Raw genomic sequence first — 21,762 nt, 5'->3', positions numbered from 1 at the left:
TCGAACTTTAGCGATCCCAAACACTCCGACGATCCACCTCTTAGCCGAAAGAAACCTTTTCGTCGCGTCTTGACCACACCGAAATCATCCTTCACAGTTCAAGGCACAGTCCTCCAAGCGGAAGCGAGGATGTCACCGGCATGAACATCCGAGCACGGCAGCGAAAGATCGCGGTGGCCACGGTCATCCTGGGCATGGTCTCCGCGAGCGTCACCGGCACCTCGGCCGCGGCACCCGAAGGACCGTGCCCCGACGGGCCGTTCGGCACTCCGCTGCCCTCACCGAACCTGACCGCGACCAAGATCAAGGACGGGTTCAACTTCCTGGAGGGCCCGACCTGGGACGCGGCGACGCAAACCCTGTTGCTGTCCAACATGTACGACGGCACCGGCCCGCAGAACGTCCAGCCTTCGGACATCCTGCGGTACACCCCCTCGACGGGCACGTTCACCACTTTCGTCAAGAATGCGGGCAGCAACGGTCTGGCGATCAGCCGTGACGGCACGTCCGTCCTCGCGGCGACCCACGACCAGCGCAGCCTGTCCTCGTACGACCTGGCCACCGGACGGCGGACGACGATCGCGGCGACCTACCAGGGACGACTGTTCAACTCTCCCAACGATGTCACCGTGGCCGCGAACGGAACGGCCTACTTCACCGACCCGAACTTCCAGCGCGCGAACCGCCCGGACCAGATGTCGGGCAGGACCGGCGTCTTCCGCGTCACCAACGGTGTCGTCACCCTGATCGACGACACGATCCGCCAGCCGAACGGCATCGAGCTCTCCCCTGACGGCAAGACCCTCTACGTCGGCGGCAACGCGACGGGCAAGATCTACCGCTACCCCGTCAACACGGACGGGAGCACCGGGCAGCGCAGCGATTTCGCGTCGCTCGACGGCACCGACGGCGGCACCGTCGACTGCGCGGGAAACCTGTACCAGGCCACCTACGGCAGCGGGAAGGTCTACGTCTACTCCCCGGCCGGCAAGCTCCTCGGCACGATCTCCGCCGGCCGCAACGCGACCAACGTCGCCTTCGGCGGCCCCGACCGGAAAACCCTCTACATCACGTCGGGTACCGCATCCACCGGCGGCAACACCGGAAACTTCGGCCTGTACAGCATTCGCTTGAACGTTCCCGGCTGGCCCTACTGACTCCGGCACATTCCGATGGGAACTCAAGTCCCCCTCGGACACCAAAATGTCGCAAATCTGCTACACCTACGTGCCAGGTGCTCAAGTCCGCTTGAGCACCTGTTCTGCACGGCGTCTTCAAGCCCGCCGGAAAGGGCTATCTCCGGCTGCCCGCTGATGCCCGATCGGACAGACCAGGGCGCCCGTCATGCGGGAACCAGCCGAGGAAGTCCTCGTCGGCCTACCACCCTTGCAGCCGATCCTTCATCCACATCGCAGTCGTACCGCCAGGTTCACTCGTTCGCGCAACCCCGTCGCACAGTGAGAGCAAGGTCACCGGCAGGGTTGAGCCGAGTCCTCATCGCGATCATTTCCGGCTTTGCGGGACTCCGCAGTCCCTGCCTCACGCCGGAGCTTCCCACGGGCTGAGCCGGTGGAGGTGACGCCGCCCGGCTCGGCACCCAACGCGCTCCCGATACCGCCCGAGTACCGCGCGGCGAATCTAGGTGCTCGAAGGGCGTTCGAACCACGAGATGGCGCACGAGCTCAAAGTTTCCCGGCGCACGAACAAGTTCCACCTGCCGCAAGCTCGGGTGCGCCGCCGAACCCAGCTGTCGTCTGCACTCGGAGGCTTCGTGCTGCGGATGTGACTTCGCCCGGTCGCGCCGGGTACTGCGGTTCTCCGCAGTACCCGGCACTTCGTCCTGATTGACAGTGGGCTTTGCCAGCGGCGCTCCGTGCGCCGACAAGCCACTTGCCGCAGGAGGACACGTCTTTGTCCAGCGAGGAGGCCGTGCGAGGCCGCCCGGTCAAGAAGGCCTTCGAGCTCGTCGAGCTGTTGTCCTCTTCGGGAGCGATGACACTCGCAGAACTGGCGCGCGCGTCCGGCCTGCCGAAGTCCTCCCTGCACCGGATGATGGACGCCCTCACGGGTTCGAGCCTCGTCCGGCGCACGTCGAGCGGGTACGAGATCGGTGACTGCCTGTTCGACCTGATCGACGACAGCGCACGGGCGCGGGTCGATCGGGTGCTGAAGTCCACGCTGGCACCGCACATCATCGACCTGCGGGAGAAGACGGGCGGTGTCGTCAGCACCGGGATCTTGGCGGGATCGCACGTCCGCCAGGTCGACGTGCAGTACGACCTGCGGCACCTGTGCCTCGTGCAACGAGTGCCCACGATGCTTCCCGCGCACTGCACCGCGATCGGCCGTGCCCTGCGGTCCCGCGACCCGGACGCCGTCGTGGTGGCGAACGGCGAGTTGTACAGCGGGGTGATCGGTGTCGCCGCCTCCCTCGTGGCCGGAGACCACCTGCCCCGCATGGCGATCAGCGTCTGGGGTCCGGCGGAAACGATCAACGTCGACTTCACCACCGCCCTCCTCAGGTGCGCCGTTCGCGCCATGCGTTCGGACCTGCTGCGCTGCGCCCGACCGAGCGCGGCTGTGCTGGACGCCCTGAAGCAGGCCAACTGATCCCGCCCGATCCAGCCACATTCCCAGGAGTCGTGCCGGTGGAGTCGCTTTCAGAAGCCCGCAACGCGCCGGGTGGTCCTCTGCGCAAGGCGCTCGCGTTGATCGAGGAGTTGGCTGGAGCCGAGGGCGCGATGTCGCTCTCCGACCTGGCCAGGCGGTGTGGCCAGCCCAAGTCGTCGGTCCACCGCGTGCTCGGCGTGTTGACCGACCTCAACCTCGTGGCTCCTTCCGAGGGTGGTTTCGTGCTCGGCGACCACCTCCACGACATGACCCGGCACAGCGACCGGGCCAAGGCCGAACGACTGCGCCGGATCTTCAACCCGCTCCTGGTCGACCTGCAGAACCGCACTCGCGGCATGGTCGCCCTGGACGTCCTCAACGGCACGCAGGTCCGCTACGTCGAACTGCTCTACCGCCACGAACTGGCCGGGTACGTGCAACGCCAGCCGTCGCTGCGCCAAGCCGCGAACACCGCCACCGGACGCGCCCTGCTGGCGTTCAGGCCGGATCTCCGCGAGCGCGTCGACGAGGTCGCCGCCGCGGCCGGTGTCAGGCCGGAACAGCTGATGCTCGACCTGCGCACCGTGCGCACGCGCGACATGGCGGTCGTGACCGAGGACGCCGGACGCGGCGGTTGCACCGTGGCGATACCGGTGCGCATCGGCGGTGAGCTGCCGTTCCTCGCGATCAGCGTCGCCAGTCCTGAACGGCTGGACGTGCCGCGCACCGCCATCGCGCTGCGCAGGGTCGCCACCATGGCGGCCGTGTTGGCCACCGCCCGGCCCACCAGCACGGCCAACGGCCGGCAGGTGGGCTGAGCGGCGCACGTCAAGCCATGCGCTCCAGCATCGACTCGACGTCGTCCTCGGGCGTCAGGTAGCGGCCCGACAGCGGGTCCGCCTTTCCGGACGCCAGCTCCATCAGCACTTCCGCGGCACGCTCCGGTGCGGCGAACCGCCCCTGCTCGCGCTGCTCGCTCAGCCACTCCTGCATCCGGTCGCCCCACTTGTCACCGGTGGGTTCGAGGTCCAGGGCCTGCTTCGTGATGCCCAGGTCGACCAGGCCCGGGTGGTAGCTGAACACCGACACGCCGGTGCCGAGCAGCTCAGGGGCCAGGTTGTCCGCCACCTTGATCATGGCGGCCTTCGACACCGAGTAGGACGAAGCGCTCGGCCAGCGGTGCCTGCCCGCGGAGCTCACGATGTTCACGATGCGGCCCGAACCCCGTTCGACCATGCCGGGCAGCACGGCACGGCAGACCTTCAGCGTGCCGCGGAGGTTGACCTCCATGCCCCGCCACCATTCGTCCTCGTCGGTCTCCCACAGGGGTCCGATCGGGCCGGCGATGCCCGCGTTGTTGACCAGCACGTCCACCGAACCGAAGGTGTCGACGGCCTGCTTGACGACGCCGGCCACACCGGCTTCGTCCATGATGTCCGCGGTGTCGAAGACGACCTCGGCACCGAGGGAGCGCGCGGATTCCGCCACTTCGGCCAGTGCCGCGCCGTCCCGGCCGGTCAGCACCAGGTTCGCACCGGCGGACGCCATCGACTCGGCGAACAACCGACCCAGGCCACCGGTCGCACCGGTCAGCAGGACGGTGGTGCCCGTCATCGACGCCGGAGCCGGCGTGGAGGTGGAACCGGCCGAAGCCGCCTCGAACCGGGTGCGCAGGTACTTGGCCAGGCTCTGCGGCGTGGGGTGCTCGAAGAGCGTCGTCAGCGGGATCGAGGTGCCGGAGGCCCGTTCCAGCGCGTTGCGCAGTTCCAGTGCGGTGAGCGAGCTCAGACCCATCTGGAGCAGCGCGGCGTCCGGTGACACGTCCTCGACGCGGTGACCGAGAGCCTCGGCGACCATGTCCGTGATCGCGGCGACGAGGTCGCTGTGTCCGAGACCGCTCAGCCTGGGCTCGCTCGTGATGACGCGAGCACGGGCCGGGACGGGCCCGGCAGCGGGCGTGCTTGCCGGCGCCAGCCGCACCGGCAGGAGCACGGCCTCAGCGGACCCCAGCGCGTTGTCGAAGGCCGACAGCGCGTCCTCGGTCGACAGCGGCAGCACACCGCTGCGGGCGAGACGTCGCAGGTCCACGTCGTCGAGGTGAGCACCGAGCGCGCCCTGTTCCGCCCACAGCCCCCACGCGAGGGAGATCCCCGCGAGACCGGTCGCGCGCCTGCGGCGCACGATGGCGTCCACGGACGCGTTGGCCGCGGCGTAGTTCGCCTGCCCGGCGGTGCCCCACCAGCCTGCCGCGGACGAGCAGACGACGAACCAGTCGAGGTCGAGCTCACGGGTCAGTTCGTCGAGGGCCGACACCGCGTCGACCTTCGAGGCCAGCACGCGGTCGAAGTCCCCGCTGGTGAGGCGTTCGAAGACCGCGTCGGACGTGGTTCCGGCCGCGTGCACGACACCGCGCAGATCAGGGATGCCCTTGATCAGTGTCGCGACCTGGTCGTGATCGCCCGCGTCGCAGGCCTCCACGACCACGGAGGCGCCGAGGTCGCGCAGTTCCGCCGCGATCGCCTGCATTTCGGGCGATTCCGCACCGCGACGGCTGACCAGGGCGAACCGGTCGACTCCGTGGGCGACGGCGGCGTGCCGGGCCAGTGCCGAACCGACGACGCCACCGGCGCCGGTGATCAGCAGGGTGCCGCCCCGCCAGGCCGGCACCGGACTGGCCGTCGCCTTGCGGAGCCGCGGGACGTACGGCTTGCCGTTGCGAACCAGGACCTGGCGGTCGTCGGCGAGCACGACGTCACCGTCGGTGTCGACCAGCTGGATCCGGCCGGGGTGCTCGGTCTGCACGGACCGCAGCAGGCCCCAGACGGCGCTGCGTACCGGGTCGCTCTCGACCTCACCGCTGACCAGCACCAGCACGTCGTTCTGCTCGGCGAGCCGGCGCCGGGTGAAGGCGGTGACCTCTTCCAGTGCCGAACGCACTCGCTCCGGCAGGGTGGCGCCTTCCACCGCGGCCGGCACGATGTCGTCCAGCTTCACGAACGAGCCCGCCTCGACCGGCGTGGCCGGCACCCACTGGACCTGGTGCAGCACGTCGTTCACCGCGAGGGTGACCGGTCGCGCGACCAGTTCGTCGGCGGTGAAGACGGGAACACCCCTGGTGTCCCAAGCGGAGATCGACACCCCGTCGGCACCGGTCGCCGTCATGCGCACGCGCAGCGCGGTGGCGCCGGGCGTGTGCACCTGCGCACCCCTCCACGCGAAGGGCAACCGCGTGCCCGTGGTGTCCGCCAGCAGGTAGCCGGCAGCGAGCGGGTGCAACGCCGCGTCGAGCAGTGCCGGGTGCAGCACGTGCTCCCCCGCCGCGACGGGCAGGCGCACGTCCAGGAACAGCTCGTCGTTCCTGCGCCACAACGCTTCGAGGCCGCGGAAGGCAGGACCGTACGTCAGGCCGCGCTCGTCCAGCCGGTCGTGCAGCCCCGCGATCTCGACCGGCTGTGCGTCGGCCGGCGGCCATTCGGTGAGCGCGGCGGGAGCTTCCGCCGGCGCCGTCACCCTGGCGCGGGCGTGCTCGGTCCACGGCGCCTTCTCGGAAGCCCGCGCGGACACCACGACGGTGCCGTCGCCATTCTCGTCCACTGTGGACAGCTGCAGCTGCACCTCGGCCGGTGCGGCCACGGGAGCGGTGAAGACGATCTCGTCGATCCGCTCGGCCCCCGTCCGCAGGACCATGTCCAGCAACGCGGTGCCGGGAACGACGACGTCGTCACCCACCTGGTGGTCGGCGAGCCAGCCCTGGTGACCGGGCGACAGCTGGCTGGTGTGCACGCTGCCACCGGTCGCCAGCTCGACGACGGAAGCCTGCGGCGGCGCGGCGTTGGTGGCCGCGGTGCTGTCGATCCAGTAGCGACGACGCTCGAAGGCGTAGGTGGGCAGCGGAACCGCGGTCCCCGAACCGGCGAACGCGGCCGCCAGGTCGACCTCGGTGCCCGTGACGGCGAGCACGCCCAGAGCCGAGAGCAGCTCTTCGCGGTTCGAGCAGGCCGCTCCGATCTCCAGTCGCGTGACGGCCAGGTCCTCGGTGGTGGACCTCCACCCCGCACCGCTCGTGACATCGCGCGCCAGCGGGAACCGAGGACGTCGGTACGAGACGGTCTCACCCTTGTTCAGGGCGACGGCGTGCCGCGCGGCTTCCGGCAGTGAGAGCAGACCCGCCAGGTGGGCGGCGACGACCTCACCGACGCCATCACCGTGCAGCAGGTCCGGTTTCACACCCCACGACCGCACCAGCCGGAACTGCGCCACCTGCAACGCGAACAGCGCGACGAGTCCGTTCTCCCGCAGGACAACGTCCCGCGGTCGGCCCAAGGCCTGGCACGTCTCGTCGAAAGCGTCCGCGAACACCGGGTGCGCGTCGAAGAGGTCGTGTCCGATCGCGGAGGGCACGACGCCGGAGAAGACGAACTGCAGCGGAGTGGATCCGGCGACGCCGGTCAGGACGCCGGCCGTCTCCTCCCCCGCGGCGACGGCGGCGAGGCCGGCGAGGTGCCCTCCCCGTACGAGCGCACGGTGCTTGAACCGCGTTCGCCTCGTGAGCGACACAGCCACGTCGCCCGGATGGAGGTCGGGGTGGCTCAGGAGGTGTTCGCGCAGGCGTGCGGCCTGAAGTCGCAGTGCCTGAGCGGTTTCCGCGGACAGGATCCACGGCGTCGAGACGCGCTCGACCGGCGGCGGTGCGTCCGCGGCCGGTGCCTCCTCCAGCACCACGTGCGCGTTGGCGCCGCTGATGGCGAACGCGGACACACCGGCGCGGCGGGGCTCTTCGCCCCGCGGCCACGGAGTCGCCTCGGTCACCAGCCGCACCGGGCTCGTGGCCCAATCGATCAAGGGGGTGGGCTTGCTGATGTGCAGGGTGCGCGGCAACATGCCGTGGCGCATGGCCTGCACGGTCTTGATCACACCGGCGACACCTGCGGCGGCCTGGGTGTGGCCGAGGTTGGACTTCAGCGAGCCGAGCCACAGGGGCCGGTCCCGGCCGGACCCGTAGACCGCGTCGAGCGCCTGGACCTCGATGGGGTCACCCAGCGGCGTGCCGGTGCCGTGCGCCTCCACCGCGTCGATCTGGTCGCTGGTCAGCCCGGCGGAGGCCAGGGCGGACCGGATGACCCGCTGCTGGGCGGGGCCGCTCGGTGCGGTCAGTCCGCTGCTCGCGCCGTCGGAGTTCATCGCGGAGCCGCGGACCACGGCGAGCACCGGGTGCCCGTTGGCCCGCGCGTCCGAGAGGCGTTCGAGCAGGAGCATGCCCGCGCCTTCGCCCCAGGCCACACCGTCGGCGTCGGCCGAGAACGGCTTGCAGCGGCCGTCCGGCGACAACGCGCGCTGACGGCTGAACTCGGTGAACGACCCCGGAGTCGCCATCACGGTGACGCCGCCGGCCAGTGCCATGGAGCACTCGCCCGACCGCAGCGCCCGGGACGCCAGGTGCAGCGTCACCAGTGAGGACGAGCACGCGGTGTCGACGGTGAACGTCGGGCCTTCGAGGCCGAGCAGGTAGGAGATGCGCCCGGAGGCTACGCTGCCCGCGATCCCGATGGTGAGCTGCCCCTCGACGGCCGGGGGCGCGAGGTGCGACGGCGGACCGTAGTCGTGGTACATCTCGCCGACGAAGACGCCGACCTCGCTGCCGCGCAGCGCCCGCGGGTCCAGACCGCCGTCCTCCAGGGCCTCCCACGAGGTTTCCAGCAGCAGCCGCTGCTGGGGGTCCATCGCCAGGGCCTCCTTCGGCGCGATGCCGAAGAACGGGGCGTCGAAGCCGGCGACGTCGTCGAGGAAACCACCGCGTCGCGTGTAGCTGTGACCGGACTTCGAGGGGTCCGGGTCGTAGAGCGCCTCCAGGTCCCAGCCGCGGTCCTCGGGGAACTCGCTCGTGGCGTCGCGCTCGTCCACGAGGGCCTGCCAGAGGTCCTCCGGCGACCGCACACCGCCGGGGTAACGACACGCCATGCCCACGATGGCGATCGGCTCCTCCGCGCGGTTCTTCACCGCACGGAGCTCCTCCCTGGTCTCGAACAGGTCGACGGCCAGCTTCTTGACCGCGGACCGCAGCTTGTCGTCGTTGCTCATCAGGAGACTCCGAACTCGCGGTCGAGGAATGCCAGCAGTTCGTCGTCGCTGGACGACTCGATCTCGGCGGCCAAGGAACGGGCTGCGCCGCCCCCTTCCGCCACCGGCTCGTCGAGGTCGGCGCAGAGCGTGCCGACCAGGTGCTCGGCCAGCGCCTTCGGGGACGAGTGGTCGAACAGGGCCGTGGCCGGCAGCTTGAGCTTCGTCGCCGAGTTGAGGCGGTTGCGCAGTTCCAGCGCGGTGAGCGAGTCGAACCCGATCTCCATGAAGCCCCGGTGCGGTTCGACCGAGCTCGGCGTCGTGTGGCCGAGCACCGCGCCGACGTGCTCGCGGACCACCGCCAGGACGATGTCGACGCGGTCCTCGGCCGGTGCCGAGGCCAGAGTCGCTGCCAGGTCAGTGCGGTCGGCCGTCACCGGCTTGGCCGCCTTCGAGGGCTTGGTGCGGACGAAGCCGCGCAGCACCGGGGCCGCCGAGCCGTCCTGCGGCACCGAGAACCGGGCCGGCACCAGGACCGCGGCGTCCGAGGCGACGGCGTCGTCGAACAGGCCCAGGCCCTCCTCACCGCTGATCGGCACGACGCCGAGGCGCAGGAGCCGCTTCCGGTCGACGTCGCTCAGCCGGGCCGCCATGCCACCGTCCTGCTCGGTTCCGGCCCACGGGCCCCAGGCCAGCGACGTCGCGGGCAGCCCCGCACCGTGCCGCAGGTCGGCCAGTGCGTCGAGGAACGTGTTCGCCGCCGCGTAGGCCGCCTGTCCCGGCAGGCCGAGCAGGCCGGATGCCGAGGAGAACAGCACGAACGAACGGAGACCGAGATCCTGGGTGAGCTCGTGCAGGTACCAGGCCGCGTCGACCTTGGGACGCAGCACGGCGTCGACGCGCTCGGGCGTCAGGTCGCTGAGGACGCCGTCGTCGACGACGCCCGCCGCGTGCACGACCGCGGTGAGCGGGTGCTCCGCCGGGATCGCGGCCAGTACCGCGGCCAGCGCGTCCCGGTCGGCGGCGTCACAGGCCGCGAAGGTCGCGGTGGCACCGAGCTCGGCCAGCTGGGCTTTCAGCTCGGCCGCACCGTCCGCGGCCTCACCGCGCCTGCTGAGCAGGAGGAGGTGCCTGGCGTCGTGCCGCACCACCAGGTGGCGGGCCAGCAGACGTCCGAGACCGCCGGAGCCGCCGGTGATGAGGACGGTGCCCTCGGGATCGAGGACGGTCCTGCCGGTGCCGGTCTGGGCGTTCGCCAGCCGGGGCACGTGGACGCGTCCGCCGCGCACGGCCAGCTGCGGCTCGCCGGTGGCGACCGCGGCGGGAAGCACCTGCCGGAACGCCTCGTCGTCGGCACCGTCGACCAGCACGAAGCGGCCGGGGTGCTCCGACTGGGCGGACCTGACCAGGCCCCACACCGAAGCCGCGGCGACGTCCACCTGCCCGGTGAAGACGGCGTCGGTCGTGTGCAGCACGATCGGGCCGTCGGTGTCCTGCACGGTGCGCAGCGCGCGGTGCAGGACGTCGTGCGTCTCAGCCACCGGGTCGGTGCCCGTTGTGCTGATCCGCACCACCGGCGGGACGTCGCCCGCGGTGCCCGTCGTCACGGGCTGCCAGTCGAGCCGGTGCAGCAGGCCGCCTCGGGTGGAGGTGGACGCCCGCAGTTGCTCGGACGACACCGGGCGCAGGGTGATCGAGTCGACCGTCGCGACCGGGGTGCCGTTCGGATCGGTGATGTCGATGGCCATGGTGTCGATGCCTTGCTGGGTCAGTCGCACGCGCACCGAGTCGACCCCGGTGGTGTGCAGCGTGACGCCCGACCAGGCGAAGGGCACGCGCACCTGGTACTCGCTGCCGGGCTCCGAGCCGACGGCGGCGAGCTGCAGCGTGGCGTCGAGCAACGCCGGGTGGATCCCGTAGGTGCTCAGGTCCGCGCCTTCGTGCAGGGAGACCTCGGCGTACCGGACGCCGTCGCCCTGCCAGCCGGCCCGGATGCCGGTGAAGTAGGGCCCGTAGCCGAGTCCGGCGTCGGCGAGCCGCTCGTAGAAACCCTCGATCGGGATGACCTCGGCGTCAGCCGGCGGCCACTGGACCTCGAACGGCCTCGGGGTCGCGGCGTCGGCCGCGAGCGCGCCGGTGGCGTGGTGGATCCACTCGCCGTGCGCCTCATCGGTGAACCGGGAGTGCACGGTGAAGGCGCGCAGACCGGCCTCGTCGGCGGCCTCGACCACCAGTCGCAGCTGGCGGACGCGGCCCGGCTCGCCCGAGACGAACACGTGGTGGTTGATCTCGTCGATGCGGTTGCAGCCGAGCTGACGGCCGGCCCACAGGGTCATGTCGACGAACGTGGTGCCGGGCAGGATCGGCTTGCCGTGCACGCAGTGGTCCGGCAGCCAGCTGGGGATGTCGACGGCCAGCACACCGGTGAACACGGTCGTGCCGTCCGGCAGCTCGACGATGCTGCGCACCAGCGGGTGGTCGGACGCGTCCTGACCGAAGGTGGCGGCGGCACCGAGGGGCGCCTGCGCGGCAGGCCAGAAGCGCTGGTGCCGGAAGGGGTAGACCGGCAAGCCCTGCGGCACGGTCGAACGCGCCGGGAAGAACCGGTCCCAGGCCACGTCGTGCCCGTGCCCGTGGATCCGGGCCAGCGCCTCGATCACGCCGACGTCCTCGGTGCGCGCCCGCATGCCGGTGGCGATGACCGTGCCACCCGTGGCTCGGGCGGCGAGCGGCATCAGCACCGCGGTCGGCCCGACCTCCACGAAGGTGGTGACGCCGTTGGCGGCGAGCCAGCGAACACCGTCGTCGAACCGCACGGCACCGCGGGCGTGCCGGACCCAGTAGCGCGGGTCCGCCAGTTCTTCGGCGGTGACGGGACGGCCGGTGACGTTGGAGACGAACGGAATGACCGGAGCGGAGTGCTCGATGGTGCGCACGGCGTCCGCGAACTCGTCGAGCACGGGGTCCATCAGCGGCGAGTGGAAGGCGTGGCTGACCTTCAACCGGGTCGTCCGGCGGCCGTCGGCGCGATACCTCTCCTCCAGGCGAGCGACCGCGTCCTCGGCGCCGGCGAGCACGATCGCGCGCTCACCGTTGACCGCGGCGATCGAGACCTGGTCCTCCAGACCCGTCAGGTCGATCTCGTCCTCGGCGGCCTGCACGGCGAGCATCGCACCGCCGGCGGGCAGGGACTGCATGAGCCGCGCACGAGCGGAGACGAGCCTGCAGGCGTCGGTCAGCGACAGCACGCCCGACACGTGGGCGGCCGTGATCTCGCCGATCGAGTGGCCCATGACGTGGTCGGGGACCACGCCGAGGTCCTCGAACAGCCGGTGCAGAGCCGTCTCGAACGCGAACAGCGCGGGCTGGGTGAAGCCCGTCTGGTTCAGCAGGTCAGCGTCGTCGCCGAACATCACGGCCTTGACGTCGACGTCGAGCAGCGCGCAGACCTCGTCGAGCGCCTTGGCGAAGACGGGGAAGGTGTCGTAGAGGCCGGCGCCCATGCCCAGGCGCTGGGAACCTTGTCCGGAGAACAGGAACGCCAGCTTCCCGTCACGGCCGGACGGCACGAGGCGGGTCAGGTTGTCCACGGCCTCCTCCGCGGTGGCGGCCGCGAAGCCGGCTCGGCGGGCGAAGTGCGTGCGCGTGGTGGCCAGCGCGGCGGCGACGTCGGCGAGCCCGGCTTCAGGATGGCCGGTCAGGAACGCGCGGAGCTGGTCGGCCTGCGCCTGCACCGCGTCGTCGGTCTTGGCCGACAGGACGAACGGCACGGCGGGAAGCGTCGTCTCCGCGGTGGGCCGGGTCTGCTCGGGTGCCTCTTCGAGGATCAGGTGGGCGTTGGTGCCGCTGATGCCGAACGACGAGACAGCGGCACGACGCGGCCGTTCGAGCTTCGGCCACGCCACGTTGCCGGTGAGCAGCGACATCCCGGACCAGTCGACGTCCGGCGTCGGCCGGTCGACGTGCAGCGTGCGGGGAATCTCGCTGTTGCGCAGCGCCTGCACCATCTTGATGACACCACCGACGCCCGCGGCTGCCTGGGAGTGGCCGATGTTGGACTTGAGCGAACCCAGCCACAACGGCTGCTCGCGGCGCTTGCCGTAGGTGGCCGCCAGTGCGCGTGCCTCGATGGGGTCACCGAGCGTCGTGCCGGTGCCGTGCGCCTCCACGACGTCCACGTCCGCCGTGGTCAGCCTGGCGTTCGCGCACGCCTGGCGGATGACCGCCTCCTGGGCGGGACCGCTGGGCGCGGTGAGACCGTTGCTGGCGCCGTCGGAGTTGATCGCGGAACCGCGGATGACCGCGTGCACGAAGTGGCCGTTGGCGATGGCGTCGCTGAGCCGTTCCAGCACGACGACGCCGGCGCCCTCGCTCCACCCGGTGCCATCGGCCCCCGCGGCGAAGGACTTGCAGCGGCCGTCGGCGGCGAGGCCGCGCTGCCTGCTGAACTCGACGAAGGTGCCCGGCGTGGAGATCACCGTGGCACCGCCCGCCAGCGCGAGTCCGCACTCACCCGAGCGCAGGGAGTTCGTGGCCTCGTGGATGGCGACGAGGGACGAGGAGCAGGCGGTGTCGATGGTCATGGCCGGGCCGCGCAGGCCGAGCGTGTAGGAGATGCGACCGGACGCGACACTGCCGGCGTTGCCGGTGAGCAGGTACCCCTCGGTCTCCTGCACACCGCGGAGCAGGGACTCGTAGTCGTTGTGGACCGCGCCCACGAACACACCGGTCTCGCTGCCCCGCAGCTTCTGGGGGACGAGCCCCGCGCGTTCGAGCGCCTCCCAGGCGACCTCGACCAGCAGCCTCTGCTGGGGGTCCATCCCGAGGGCCTCGCGGGGGCTGATGCCGAAGAAGTCGGCGTCGAAGCCGGCCGCGTCGGCCAGGAAGCCGCCGCGGCGGGTGCTGGTCGTGCCGGGCGTCTCGCCGTCGGGGTCGTAGCCGACATCCCACCCGCGGTCGGCGGGGAACTCGCTGATCGCGTCACGGCCCTCGCGCACGAGCTCCCACAACGCCTCCGGCGTGGTGACGTCACCGGGGTAGCGGCAGGCCATGCCGATGATCGCGATCGGCTCGTGGTTGCGGTTCTCGGCGGCCTTGAGCTGCTCGCGCGCCTGCTGGAGGTTCGTGGTCGCCCGCTTGAGGTAGTCGCGGAGCTTGTTCTCGTCGGTAATCGGATATCACCCTTCTTCTGCTCGAACTGCGCTTCGTGAAACCCGAACGGGTCCGAGAGGACGAGGTCCGCGGTCCCGACGTCACTGCGAATCTGCGAGCCGGGGCGCGTTCACTCGACTCGAGCGGCGGCGCGTTTCGCAGCGACTGCAGGGTGTGCCTCACCGAAGTTAGAGGCCGAGCGGACTCCACCCGAGGGCGCGTTCCGTTTTCCGGTACGCCTGCGATGAGACGCCCGACACAGTGGAATCCCTGCTCAGCGACCCGTCGACGAGGAGTTCCGAAAACCGGAACAGTCATTCGCATTGGCGGCCCGCGGTGGTCTTTCATCGATTCACACCGCTGCCGATCGATCCACGGGGGTCAATTGATGAACGCCGGTCAGCTCCACCCGCGCGACGCCATCGCCGTTGTGGGAATGGCGTGCCGAGCACCCGGCGCTCGTGATCTCCAGGATTTCTGGCGACTGCTCCATTCCGGTGAGAGCGCCATCTCCGCCGTGCCGTCCGACCGCTGGGACGCCACGACCGCACCGCAGGACGCGCGGTTCGGCGGTTTCGTGGACGACGTCGCGGGTTTCGACGCCGAGTTCTTCGGGATCTCTCCGCGCGAGGCCGCCGCGATGGACCCCCAGCAGCGCCTCGTCCTCGAACTGTCCTGGACGGCGCTGGAGGACGCGGGCATCGTGCCCGCGACGCTGAGCGGCAGGAACGTCGGTGTGTTCGTCGGCGCGCTGCGCGACGACTACGCGATCCTGAGCCACGCGGACGAGGACACCATCTCCGGCACCACCATGACCGGGACCCAGCGGGCCGTCATCGCCAACCGCGTCTCCTACGCCCTGGGCCTGCGCGGTCCGAGCATGACCGTCGACACCGCCCAGTCGTCCTCCCTGGTCGCGACGCACCTGGCCGCGACCAGCGTGCGCTCCGGCGAGTCCGAGCTGGCGATCGTCGCCGGTGTGAACCTGAACCTGCTGCGCGCCGGTGCCGTCACCGCGTCGCGCTTCGGCGGGCTGTCCGACGACGGCCGGTGCTTCACCTTCGACGAGCGGGCCAACGGCTTCGTCCGCGGGGAGGGTGCCGGGGTGGTCGTGCTCAAGCCGCTGGAGCGTGCGCTCGCGGACGGCGACCCGGTGCACTGCGTGCTCCTGGGTGGCGCGGTCAACAACGACGGGTCCACCGACGGCCTCACCGTGCCGAGTGCCGAGGCTCAAGCCGAGGTCGTGCGAGCCGCCTGCGCCGACGCCGGCGTGGCGCCCGGCGACCTCCAGTACGTCGAGCTGCACGGTTCCGGCACTCCGGTCGGTGACCCGCTGGAGGCGGCGGCGCTGGGCGCGGTCCGCGCGGGAGCCGAGCCCCTGCCCGTCGGTTCGGTCAAGACCAACATCGGTCACCTCGAAGGCGCCGGCGGGATCCTCGGTCTCATCAAGACCGCCCTGAGCGTGGAACACGGCGTGATCCCGCGCAGCCTGAACCACGACCGGCCCAACCCGGACATCCCGCTCACCGAACTGGGCCTGCGGGTGGTCACCTCCACCGAACCCTGGCCGGAGAGCGACACCCGCCTGGCCGGCGTCAGCTCGTTCGGCATGGGCGGGACGAACTGCCACGTCGTGCTCGCCTCAGCGCCTGCGGCCGTTCCGCCGCAGCCCTCCGCCGAGCAGGTCAGCGCCGAGCAGGTCAGCGCCGAGCAGGTCGGCGCCGTGCCGGTTCTGCTGTCGGGCCGCACCGAGCAGGCTCTGCACGCCCAGGCCGCCCAGCTCGCCGCCCACCTCGACGCCGCGCCGGACGTCGACCTCGCCGACCTCGCCCACGCGACCGTCACCACCCGGACGCCCTTCCGGCACCGCGCCGTCACGATCGCCGCCACCCGCGAGGACCTGCTGCGGTCGCTGCACGCGATCGCGGACGGACTGCCCGACGGGCGCACCGTCCAGGGCCAGGCCCGCACACCCGGCAAGACCGTCTTCGTCTTCCCCGGCCAGGGCTCTCAGTGGATCGGCATGGCGGCCGCACTCCTGGAGTCCTCCCCCGTCTTCCGCGACCGGATCGACGAGTGCGCGCGGGCGCTGGCCCCGTTCACCGACTGGTCGCTGCACGATGTGCTGAAGGACGGCGAAGGGCTCGACCGCGTCGACGTGGTCCAGCCCGCTCTCTTCGCGGTCATGGTGTCGCTGGCCGCCCTGTGGCAGTCCCTCGGCGTGCGTCCCGACGCGGTCGTCGGCCACTCCCAGGGTGAGATCGCGGCTGCCTGCGTGGCGGGTGCGCTCACCCTCGAGGACGCGGCCAAGGTCGTGGCCCTGCGGTCCCGCGCTCTCCAGGTGCTCGCCGGTACCGGCACGATGGCCGTGGTGGCGCTGTCCGAGGCGGAGGTCCGCTCCCGGCTGACGGAACGGCTCGAGGTCGCCGCGATCAACAGCCCGACCTCCACCGTCGTGTGCGGCCCCATCGAGGACGTCGAGTCGTTCGTGGCCCTGTGCCAGAACGAGGGTGGCCGGGCGCGTCGCATCGCCGTCGACTACGCCTCCCACTGCGCCGCCGTCGAAGCCGTGCGCGAGCAACTGCTGACCGACCTGGGCGACATCACCGCCAGGGAACCGGACATCGCGTTCTACTCCACCGTCACCGGCGAACCGGTCTCGCGGCCGCTCGACCCCGGCTACTGGTACGACAACCTGCGTCAGGCCGTTCTCCTGGCCCCCACCGTCGCGACCCTGCTCGACGAAGGCCACTCCGTCTTCGTGGAGATCAGCCCGCACCCGGTCCTCACCGGCGCGGTCGCGGAAACCGCCGAAGCGGCCGGCGCCGACCCGGTCGTCGTCGAGACCCTGCGGCGCGACGACGGTGACTGGGCGCGCGTGCTGAGCTCCGCGGCTTCGTTGCACACCAGCGGAGTCGCCGTCGACTGGCACCAGGCCCTCTCCCCCAGGACCTGCGCGCGACTGCGGCTGCCCACCTACCCGTTCCAGCGGCGGCCGTTCTGGCTTCCGGCCACCGGTGCCCGTCCGGCACCGGCAGCTCCCGCGGCGGTCGTCGCCGAGCAGGAGGAGAGCGTTGCGCAGACGCCCTCGGCGAACGGGCGGCAACTGCTCCGGCTCGTCCTGGCGCACACCGCGATCGTGCTCGGACACGCCGACGCCGCCGCCGTCGACCCGGACCTCACCTTCAAGGAGATGGGTCTGGACTCGCGCATGGCCGTCGAGCTGCGCGGCCGGCTCAACGACGCCACCGGCGCGAAGCTGCCCTCCGGGGCGGTCTACGACCACCCCAGCCCGTCCCGGCTGGCCGAGGCGCTGCGCGTCCGGCTCGGCGGTGACACCGCTCCCGCCGCCATCACGGCTCCCGACGCCGGCAACGCCCAGGACGACGACCCGATCGCGATCGTCGCGATGGCGTGCAGGCTGCCTGGCGCCGACTCCCCGGAACAGCTGTGGCAGCTGCTCGTCGAGGGAGCCGACCTGACGAGCGAGCTCCCCGGCAACCGCGGCTGGGACCTGGACCACCCGGTGCGGATCGCCACCGCACGCGGCGGCTTCCTGCACGGCGCCGGCGACTTCGACGCCGACCTGTTCGGCATCTCACCGCGTGAAGCGGCCGCGATGGACCCCCAGCAGCGCCTGCTGCTGGAACTGGCCTGGGAGGTCTTCGAACGCGCGGGCCTCGACGCGTCGTCGTTGCGCGGCAGCCGGACCGGTGTCTTCGCCGGAATGATGGCGCAGGACTACGGGCCCCGCATGCACGCGCCGTCCGAGGAACTCGCCGGTCACCTGCTGACGGGCGGGGCCGCGAGCGTGGCCTCTGGCCGCATCTCCTACGCGTTCGGGCTGCGCGGGCCCGCCATCACGCTGGACACCGCGTGCTCCTCGTCGCTGGTGGCGGTGCACACGGCCGCGCGGTCGATCCAGGCAGGCGAGTGCACGCTCGCCCTCGCCGGTGGCGCGACAGTCATGGCCACCCCCGGCATGTTCGTGGAGTTCGAGAAGCAGGGCGGGCTCGCGCCGGACGGCCGCTGCAAGCCCTTCTCCGCGAACGCCGACGGCACCGCCTGGGGTGAGGGCGCCGGCCTGGTGCTGCTGGAGCGGCTGTCCGACGCCCGGCGCAACGGGCACCCGGTGCTCGCGGTGCTGCGTGGCAGCGCCATCAACTCCGACGGCGCCAGCAACGGACTCACCGCGCCCAACGGCCGCGCGCAGGTCGAGGTCGTGCAGGAGGCGTTGTTCTCCGCCGGGCTCACCGCCCACGACGTCGACGTTGTCGAGGCCCACGGCACCGGCACGGTGCTGGGTGATCCCATCGAGGCGCAGGCGCTGCTGGAGACCTACGGCAGCGCCCGGTCCTCCGAGAACCCGGTGTGGCTGGGCTCGTTGAAGTCCAACATCGGCCACGCCCAGGCGGCGGCCGGCGTCGCCGGCATGATCAAGATGGTGCTGGCCCTGCGCAACGGGACGCTCCCGCGCACGCTGCACGCAGCCGAACCGACCACGCACGTCGACTGGTCGGCCGGGTCGCTGCGGCTCCTCGGCGAGACGACGGCATGGCCCGCCGGTGGATCACCGCGTCGTGCGGCTGTCTCGGCGTTCGGCATCAGCGGCACCAATGCCCACGTCATCATCGAGGAAGCAGGCGCCACACCCGCGTTGTCCGAAGTGGACGTCCCGGCGGTGACCGCCTGGCCGTTGTCCGGCGCGACCGCCGCCGCCCTGCGGGCCCAGGCGACGCAGCTGCACGAGTTCGCGAGCAGTCGTGCCGACGTCTCCCCCGCACTCATCGGCGCGGCACTGGACCACAGCAGGACGGCGCTGCGGGAACGCGCCGTCGTTCTGGGCGAGGACCGCACCGAGGTGCTGTCGGCCCTCTCGGCACTCGGCGCCGGCCGGTCGGCGGAAGGCGTCGTGCGCGGTCACACGACGACCGGCGGCACCGCGTTCCTGTTCTCCGGGCAGGGAAGCCAGCGGATCGGCATGGGGGTCGCGCTGGCGCAGGCGTACCCGGTGTTCGCCGAGGCCCTGACGGAGTGCTTCTCCCACCTCGACCCGGAGCTGCCGCGGATCATCGCGGAGGACCCGGACCGGCTGAGCCACACGGAGTTCGCGCAGCCCGCGCTGTTCGCCGTCGAGGTGGCGTTGCACCGCCTGCTGGCCGACTGGGGAGTGACCCCCGACTTCCTCGCCGGCCACTCGATCGGCGAGATCGCCGCGGCGCACGTCGCCGGAGTGCTGTCCCTGCCGGACGCCTGTCGGCTGGTGACCGCACGCGGCCGCCTCATGCAGGCACTGCCCGCCGGTGGCGTCATGGTCGCGGTCCGTGCCGCGGAGGCCGACGTCGCTCCACTGCTCGACGGCGACGTGGCGATCGCGGCGATCAACGGCCCTGAGTCGCTGGTGCTGTCCGGCGCCGAGGACGCGGTTCTGGCCGTGGCGCGGCACTTCGGTTCGCCCAAGCGCCTGGCCGTGAGCCACGCGTTCCACTCCCCGCTGATGCAGCCGATGCTCGACGAGTTCCGGCGCGTGGCGGAGGAGCTGACCTACTCCCCCGCACGCGTCGCGGTGGTGTCGACGGTGACCGGTCAGCTGATCACCGGAGACGACCTGCGCTCGGCGGAGTACTGGGTGCGGCACGCCGCGAACGCGGTGCGCTTCCACGACGCCGTCACGACCCTCGCCGCCGAAGGCGTTCGCACGTTCCTGGAACTGGGTCCTGACGCGGTGCTCACCGCGCTCGGTTCCGCGGGTCTGGCTTCGGCGGACGACTGCCTGTTCGCGCCGTTGCTGCGCCGCGACCGCCCGGAAGCCCGCACGGCCGTCACGGCGGTCGCCTCCGCTCACGTCCGCGGCCTCGCGGTGGACTGGGCACGCGTGGGTGGCGTCGCGCGGACACCGATGATCGACCTGCCGACGTACCCGTTCCAGCGCGAGCGCTACTGGGCGGAGGCGGTGCGGCAGAACGCCGCCGCACCCGCAACGAACGACTGGCGCTACCGGGTGGCCTGGAACCCCGTCCCGGCCGTCTCCGCCGCCCGGCCCACCGGCACCTGGCTGGTCGTGGCCCACCCCGAGCACGGCCAGGCCTGGGTGCGCGCACTGACCTCCGGTCTGATCGACTCCGGCGCGCGGGTGCACCAGCTGCTGGCCGACGACCACCACGACCTCGCCGCACGACTGTCCGCGGTCGGTCGCGTCAACGGGATCGTCTCCCTGCTCGGCCTGGCCGAACACCAGGAGTCGGGCGTCTCCACCGGGCTCAGCTCGACGCTGGCGCTCCTCACCGCGACCGGCGACCTGGGCATTCCCGTCTGGCTGCTCACCGAGCAGGCGGTGGGCACCTCCGCCGGCGACCCGGTGCGCAACCCCGTGCAGGCGCAGGTGTGGGGCCTCGGCCAGGTGGCGGCACTGGAACAACCCGGGTCGTGGGGCGGTCTCGCCGACCTGCCCTCCACCCCCGGTGCCCGTGCGGTCGACCGCCTGCTCGGCGTGCTGGCCGATCCGGCCGGCGAGGACCAGTTCGCGGTGCGCGACGAGGACGTGCTGGTGCGACGGGTCGTTCCCGCGCCTGCGGCACGCCGGAACCCCGCCCGCCGCTGGCGCCCCGAGGGCACCGTCCTCATCACCGGCGGCACCGGCGCGCTGGGTGCGCACCTGACCCGCTGGCTGGCGGCCGAAGGTGCCGAGCACGTCGTGCTGGCCAGCAGGCGAGGTGCGGCGCAGGAAGAACTGCACGCGGACCTCGCCGCGCAGGGCGTCCGCCTGACGTCCGCGGCGTGCGACGTCACGGACAGCACCGCCGTCGGGGAGCTGGTCTCCTCACTCGCGGCTCAGGGCCAGCCGGTGCACACCGTGGTGCACGCGGCCGGGGTCAACGTGACCCGGCCGTTGACCGAGACGTCCGGCCAGGACCTCGCCACCGTGCTCGCGGCCAAGGTCACCGGCGCCCAGGTGGTGGAGGACCTGCTCGTCACCGGTCAGATCGAGGAAGCGGTCTTGTTCTCCTCCGCGGCCGGAGTGTGGGGCGGCAACGGCCAGGGTGCGTACGCCGCGGCCAACGCCTGCCTCGACGCGCTGGCGGATCGCCTGCGCGCCGACGGCCACCGCGTGACGTCCGTCGCGTGGGGCATGTGGGCCGGCGACGGCATGGGCGCGGACGACACGCTCGCGACCAAGCTCAGCCGTTCCGGAATGCGCGCGCTGGCACCGGAACTGGCTCTGCGGGCCCTGCACGAGGCCCTCTCCGCCGGTGAGTCGGCGCTCACCGTGGCGGACCTCGACCGCGACAAGTTCGCGTCGCTGTTCTCCTCGGCCCGCGAGCGCCACCTCTTCGACGAGTTCGTGGTCGTGTCCGAAGTGGACGGCTCGGGTGACGTGACCTTGCGCGACGAGTTGGCGGCCCTGCCCGCGGACAAGCGCCGCAGTCGCCTGCTGGACCTGGTGAAGAGCGAGGCCGCGGCCGTCCGGGGCCAGAGCGACCCGGAGTCGATCCCGTCCGACCAGGCGTTGCGGGACCTCGGTTTCGACTCCCTCATGTCCGTCGAGCTGCGCACCAGGCTCGCGACCGCGACCGGCCTGACCCTGTCCAGGACGCTCGTGTTCGAACACCCGGACGCCGAGGCGCTCGCCCGCCACCTGCACGACGAGCTGCGCGACGAGGACGAGGACGTCCTGGCGGTGCTGGACCGGCTCGAGCCGGCGATGACCGCTGATCCAGACCTCGTGCCGGACGTCATCAAGCACCTGCAGGAACTGCTCGTCCGTCTCGGCGGGCGGGAGGCCACGTCGCCCGGCCTCGAACTCGACGTCGCCACTGACGAGGAGCTCTTCGACCTCATCGACGGTGAACTGCGGTTCGACCCCCCGACGACCGGCCGGACGTCCGACGAGGACACCGGCGGCCTCTGATCTCACCCGCGCGGGGCTGAACGTCCCCGGATCAG

The 21,762-nt window shown here is 71.6% G+C and carries 6 protein-coding genes; 4 read left to right on the top strand and 2 right to left on the bottom strand.

Translation table 11 applies throughout. From position 1 onward, the window contains the following. Window positions 1-140 precede the first annotated feature (140 nt). From ACZ7CF_RS07950 to ACZ7CF_RS07940, 3 genes are all read left to right on the top strand, one after another. Window positions 141-1,157, top strand: a complete 1,017-nt coding sequence (locus ACZ7CF_RS07950) for an SMP-30/gluconolactonase/LRE family protein (protein ID WP_360383478.1) — start codon at window positions 141-143, stop codon at window positions 1,155-1,157. Between the two features lie 754 nt (window positions 1,158-1,911). Further along, window positions 1,912-2,610, top strand: a complete 699-nt coding sequence (locus ACZ7CF_RS07945; RefSeq protein WP_470369207.1) for a helix-turn-helix domain-containing protein — start codon at window positions 1,912-1,914, stop codon at window positions 2,608-2,610. Between the two features lie 38 nt (window positions 2,611-2,648). Then, window positions 2,649-3,428: an IclR family transcriptional regulator gene (locus ACZ7CF_RS07940; protein ID WP_470369206.1), complete on the top strand. Its 780-nt coding sequence runs from the start codon at window positions 2,649-2,651 to the stop codon at window positions 3,426-3,428. A gap of 10 nt (window positions 3,429-3,438) precedes the next feature. Here ACZ7CF_RS07940 and ACZ7CF_RS07935 read toward each other — a convergent pair whose 3' ends face one another. Both ACZ7CF_RS07935 and ACZ7CF_RS07930 read right to left on the bottom strand, forming a co-directional pair. Further along, window positions 3,439-8,688, bottom strand: a complete 5,250-nt coding sequence (locus ACZ7CF_RS07935) for an SDR family NAD(P)-dependent oxidoreductase (protein WP_470369205.1) — start codon at window positions 8,686-8,688, stop codon at window positions 3,439-3,441. Further along, window positions 8,688-13,838, bottom strand: coding sequence for an SDR family NAD(P)-dependent oxidoreductase (locus ACZ7CF_RS07930; RefSeq protein WP_470369338.1), 5,151 nt, complete (start codon window positions 13,836-13,838; stop codon window positions 8,688-8,690). The genes ACZ7CF_RS07935 and ACZ7CF_RS07930 overlap by 1 nt, the downstream gene beginning before the upstream one ends. Before the next feature lie 368 nt (window positions 13,839-14,206). On the opposite strand from ACZ7CF_RS07930, the gene ACZ7CF_RS07925 reads away from it, so the two are divergent. Beyond that, entirely contained in the window at window positions 14,207-21,727 is a 7,521-nt protein-coding gene (locus tag ACZ7CF_RS07925; protein ID WP_470369204.1) for a type I polyketide synthase, read from the top strand. Window positions 21,728-21,762: the final 35 nt, after the last annotated feature.

It is taken from the genome of Lentzea sp. NPDC036955, from assembly GCF_055608005.1.
Note: the sequence above shows the minus strand (reverse complement) of the source record. Positions and strands in the feature narration are given on the sequence as shown.

Bases quoted from the DNA above. Each gene is read 5' to 3' on its own strand.
- ACZ7CF_RS07935 (WP_470369205.1), bottom strand. From the start codon at position 8,688: ATGAGCAACGACGACAAGCTGCGGTCCGCGGTCAAGAAGCTGGCCGTC.
- ACZ7CF_RS07950 (WP_360383478.1), top strand. From the start codon at position 141: ATGAACATCCGAGCACGGCAGCGAAAGATCGCGGTGGCCACGGTCATC.
- ACZ7CF_RS07925 (WP_470369204.1), top strand. From the start codon at position 14,207: ATGAACGCCGGTCAGCTCCACCCGCGCGACGCCATCGCCGTTGTGGGA.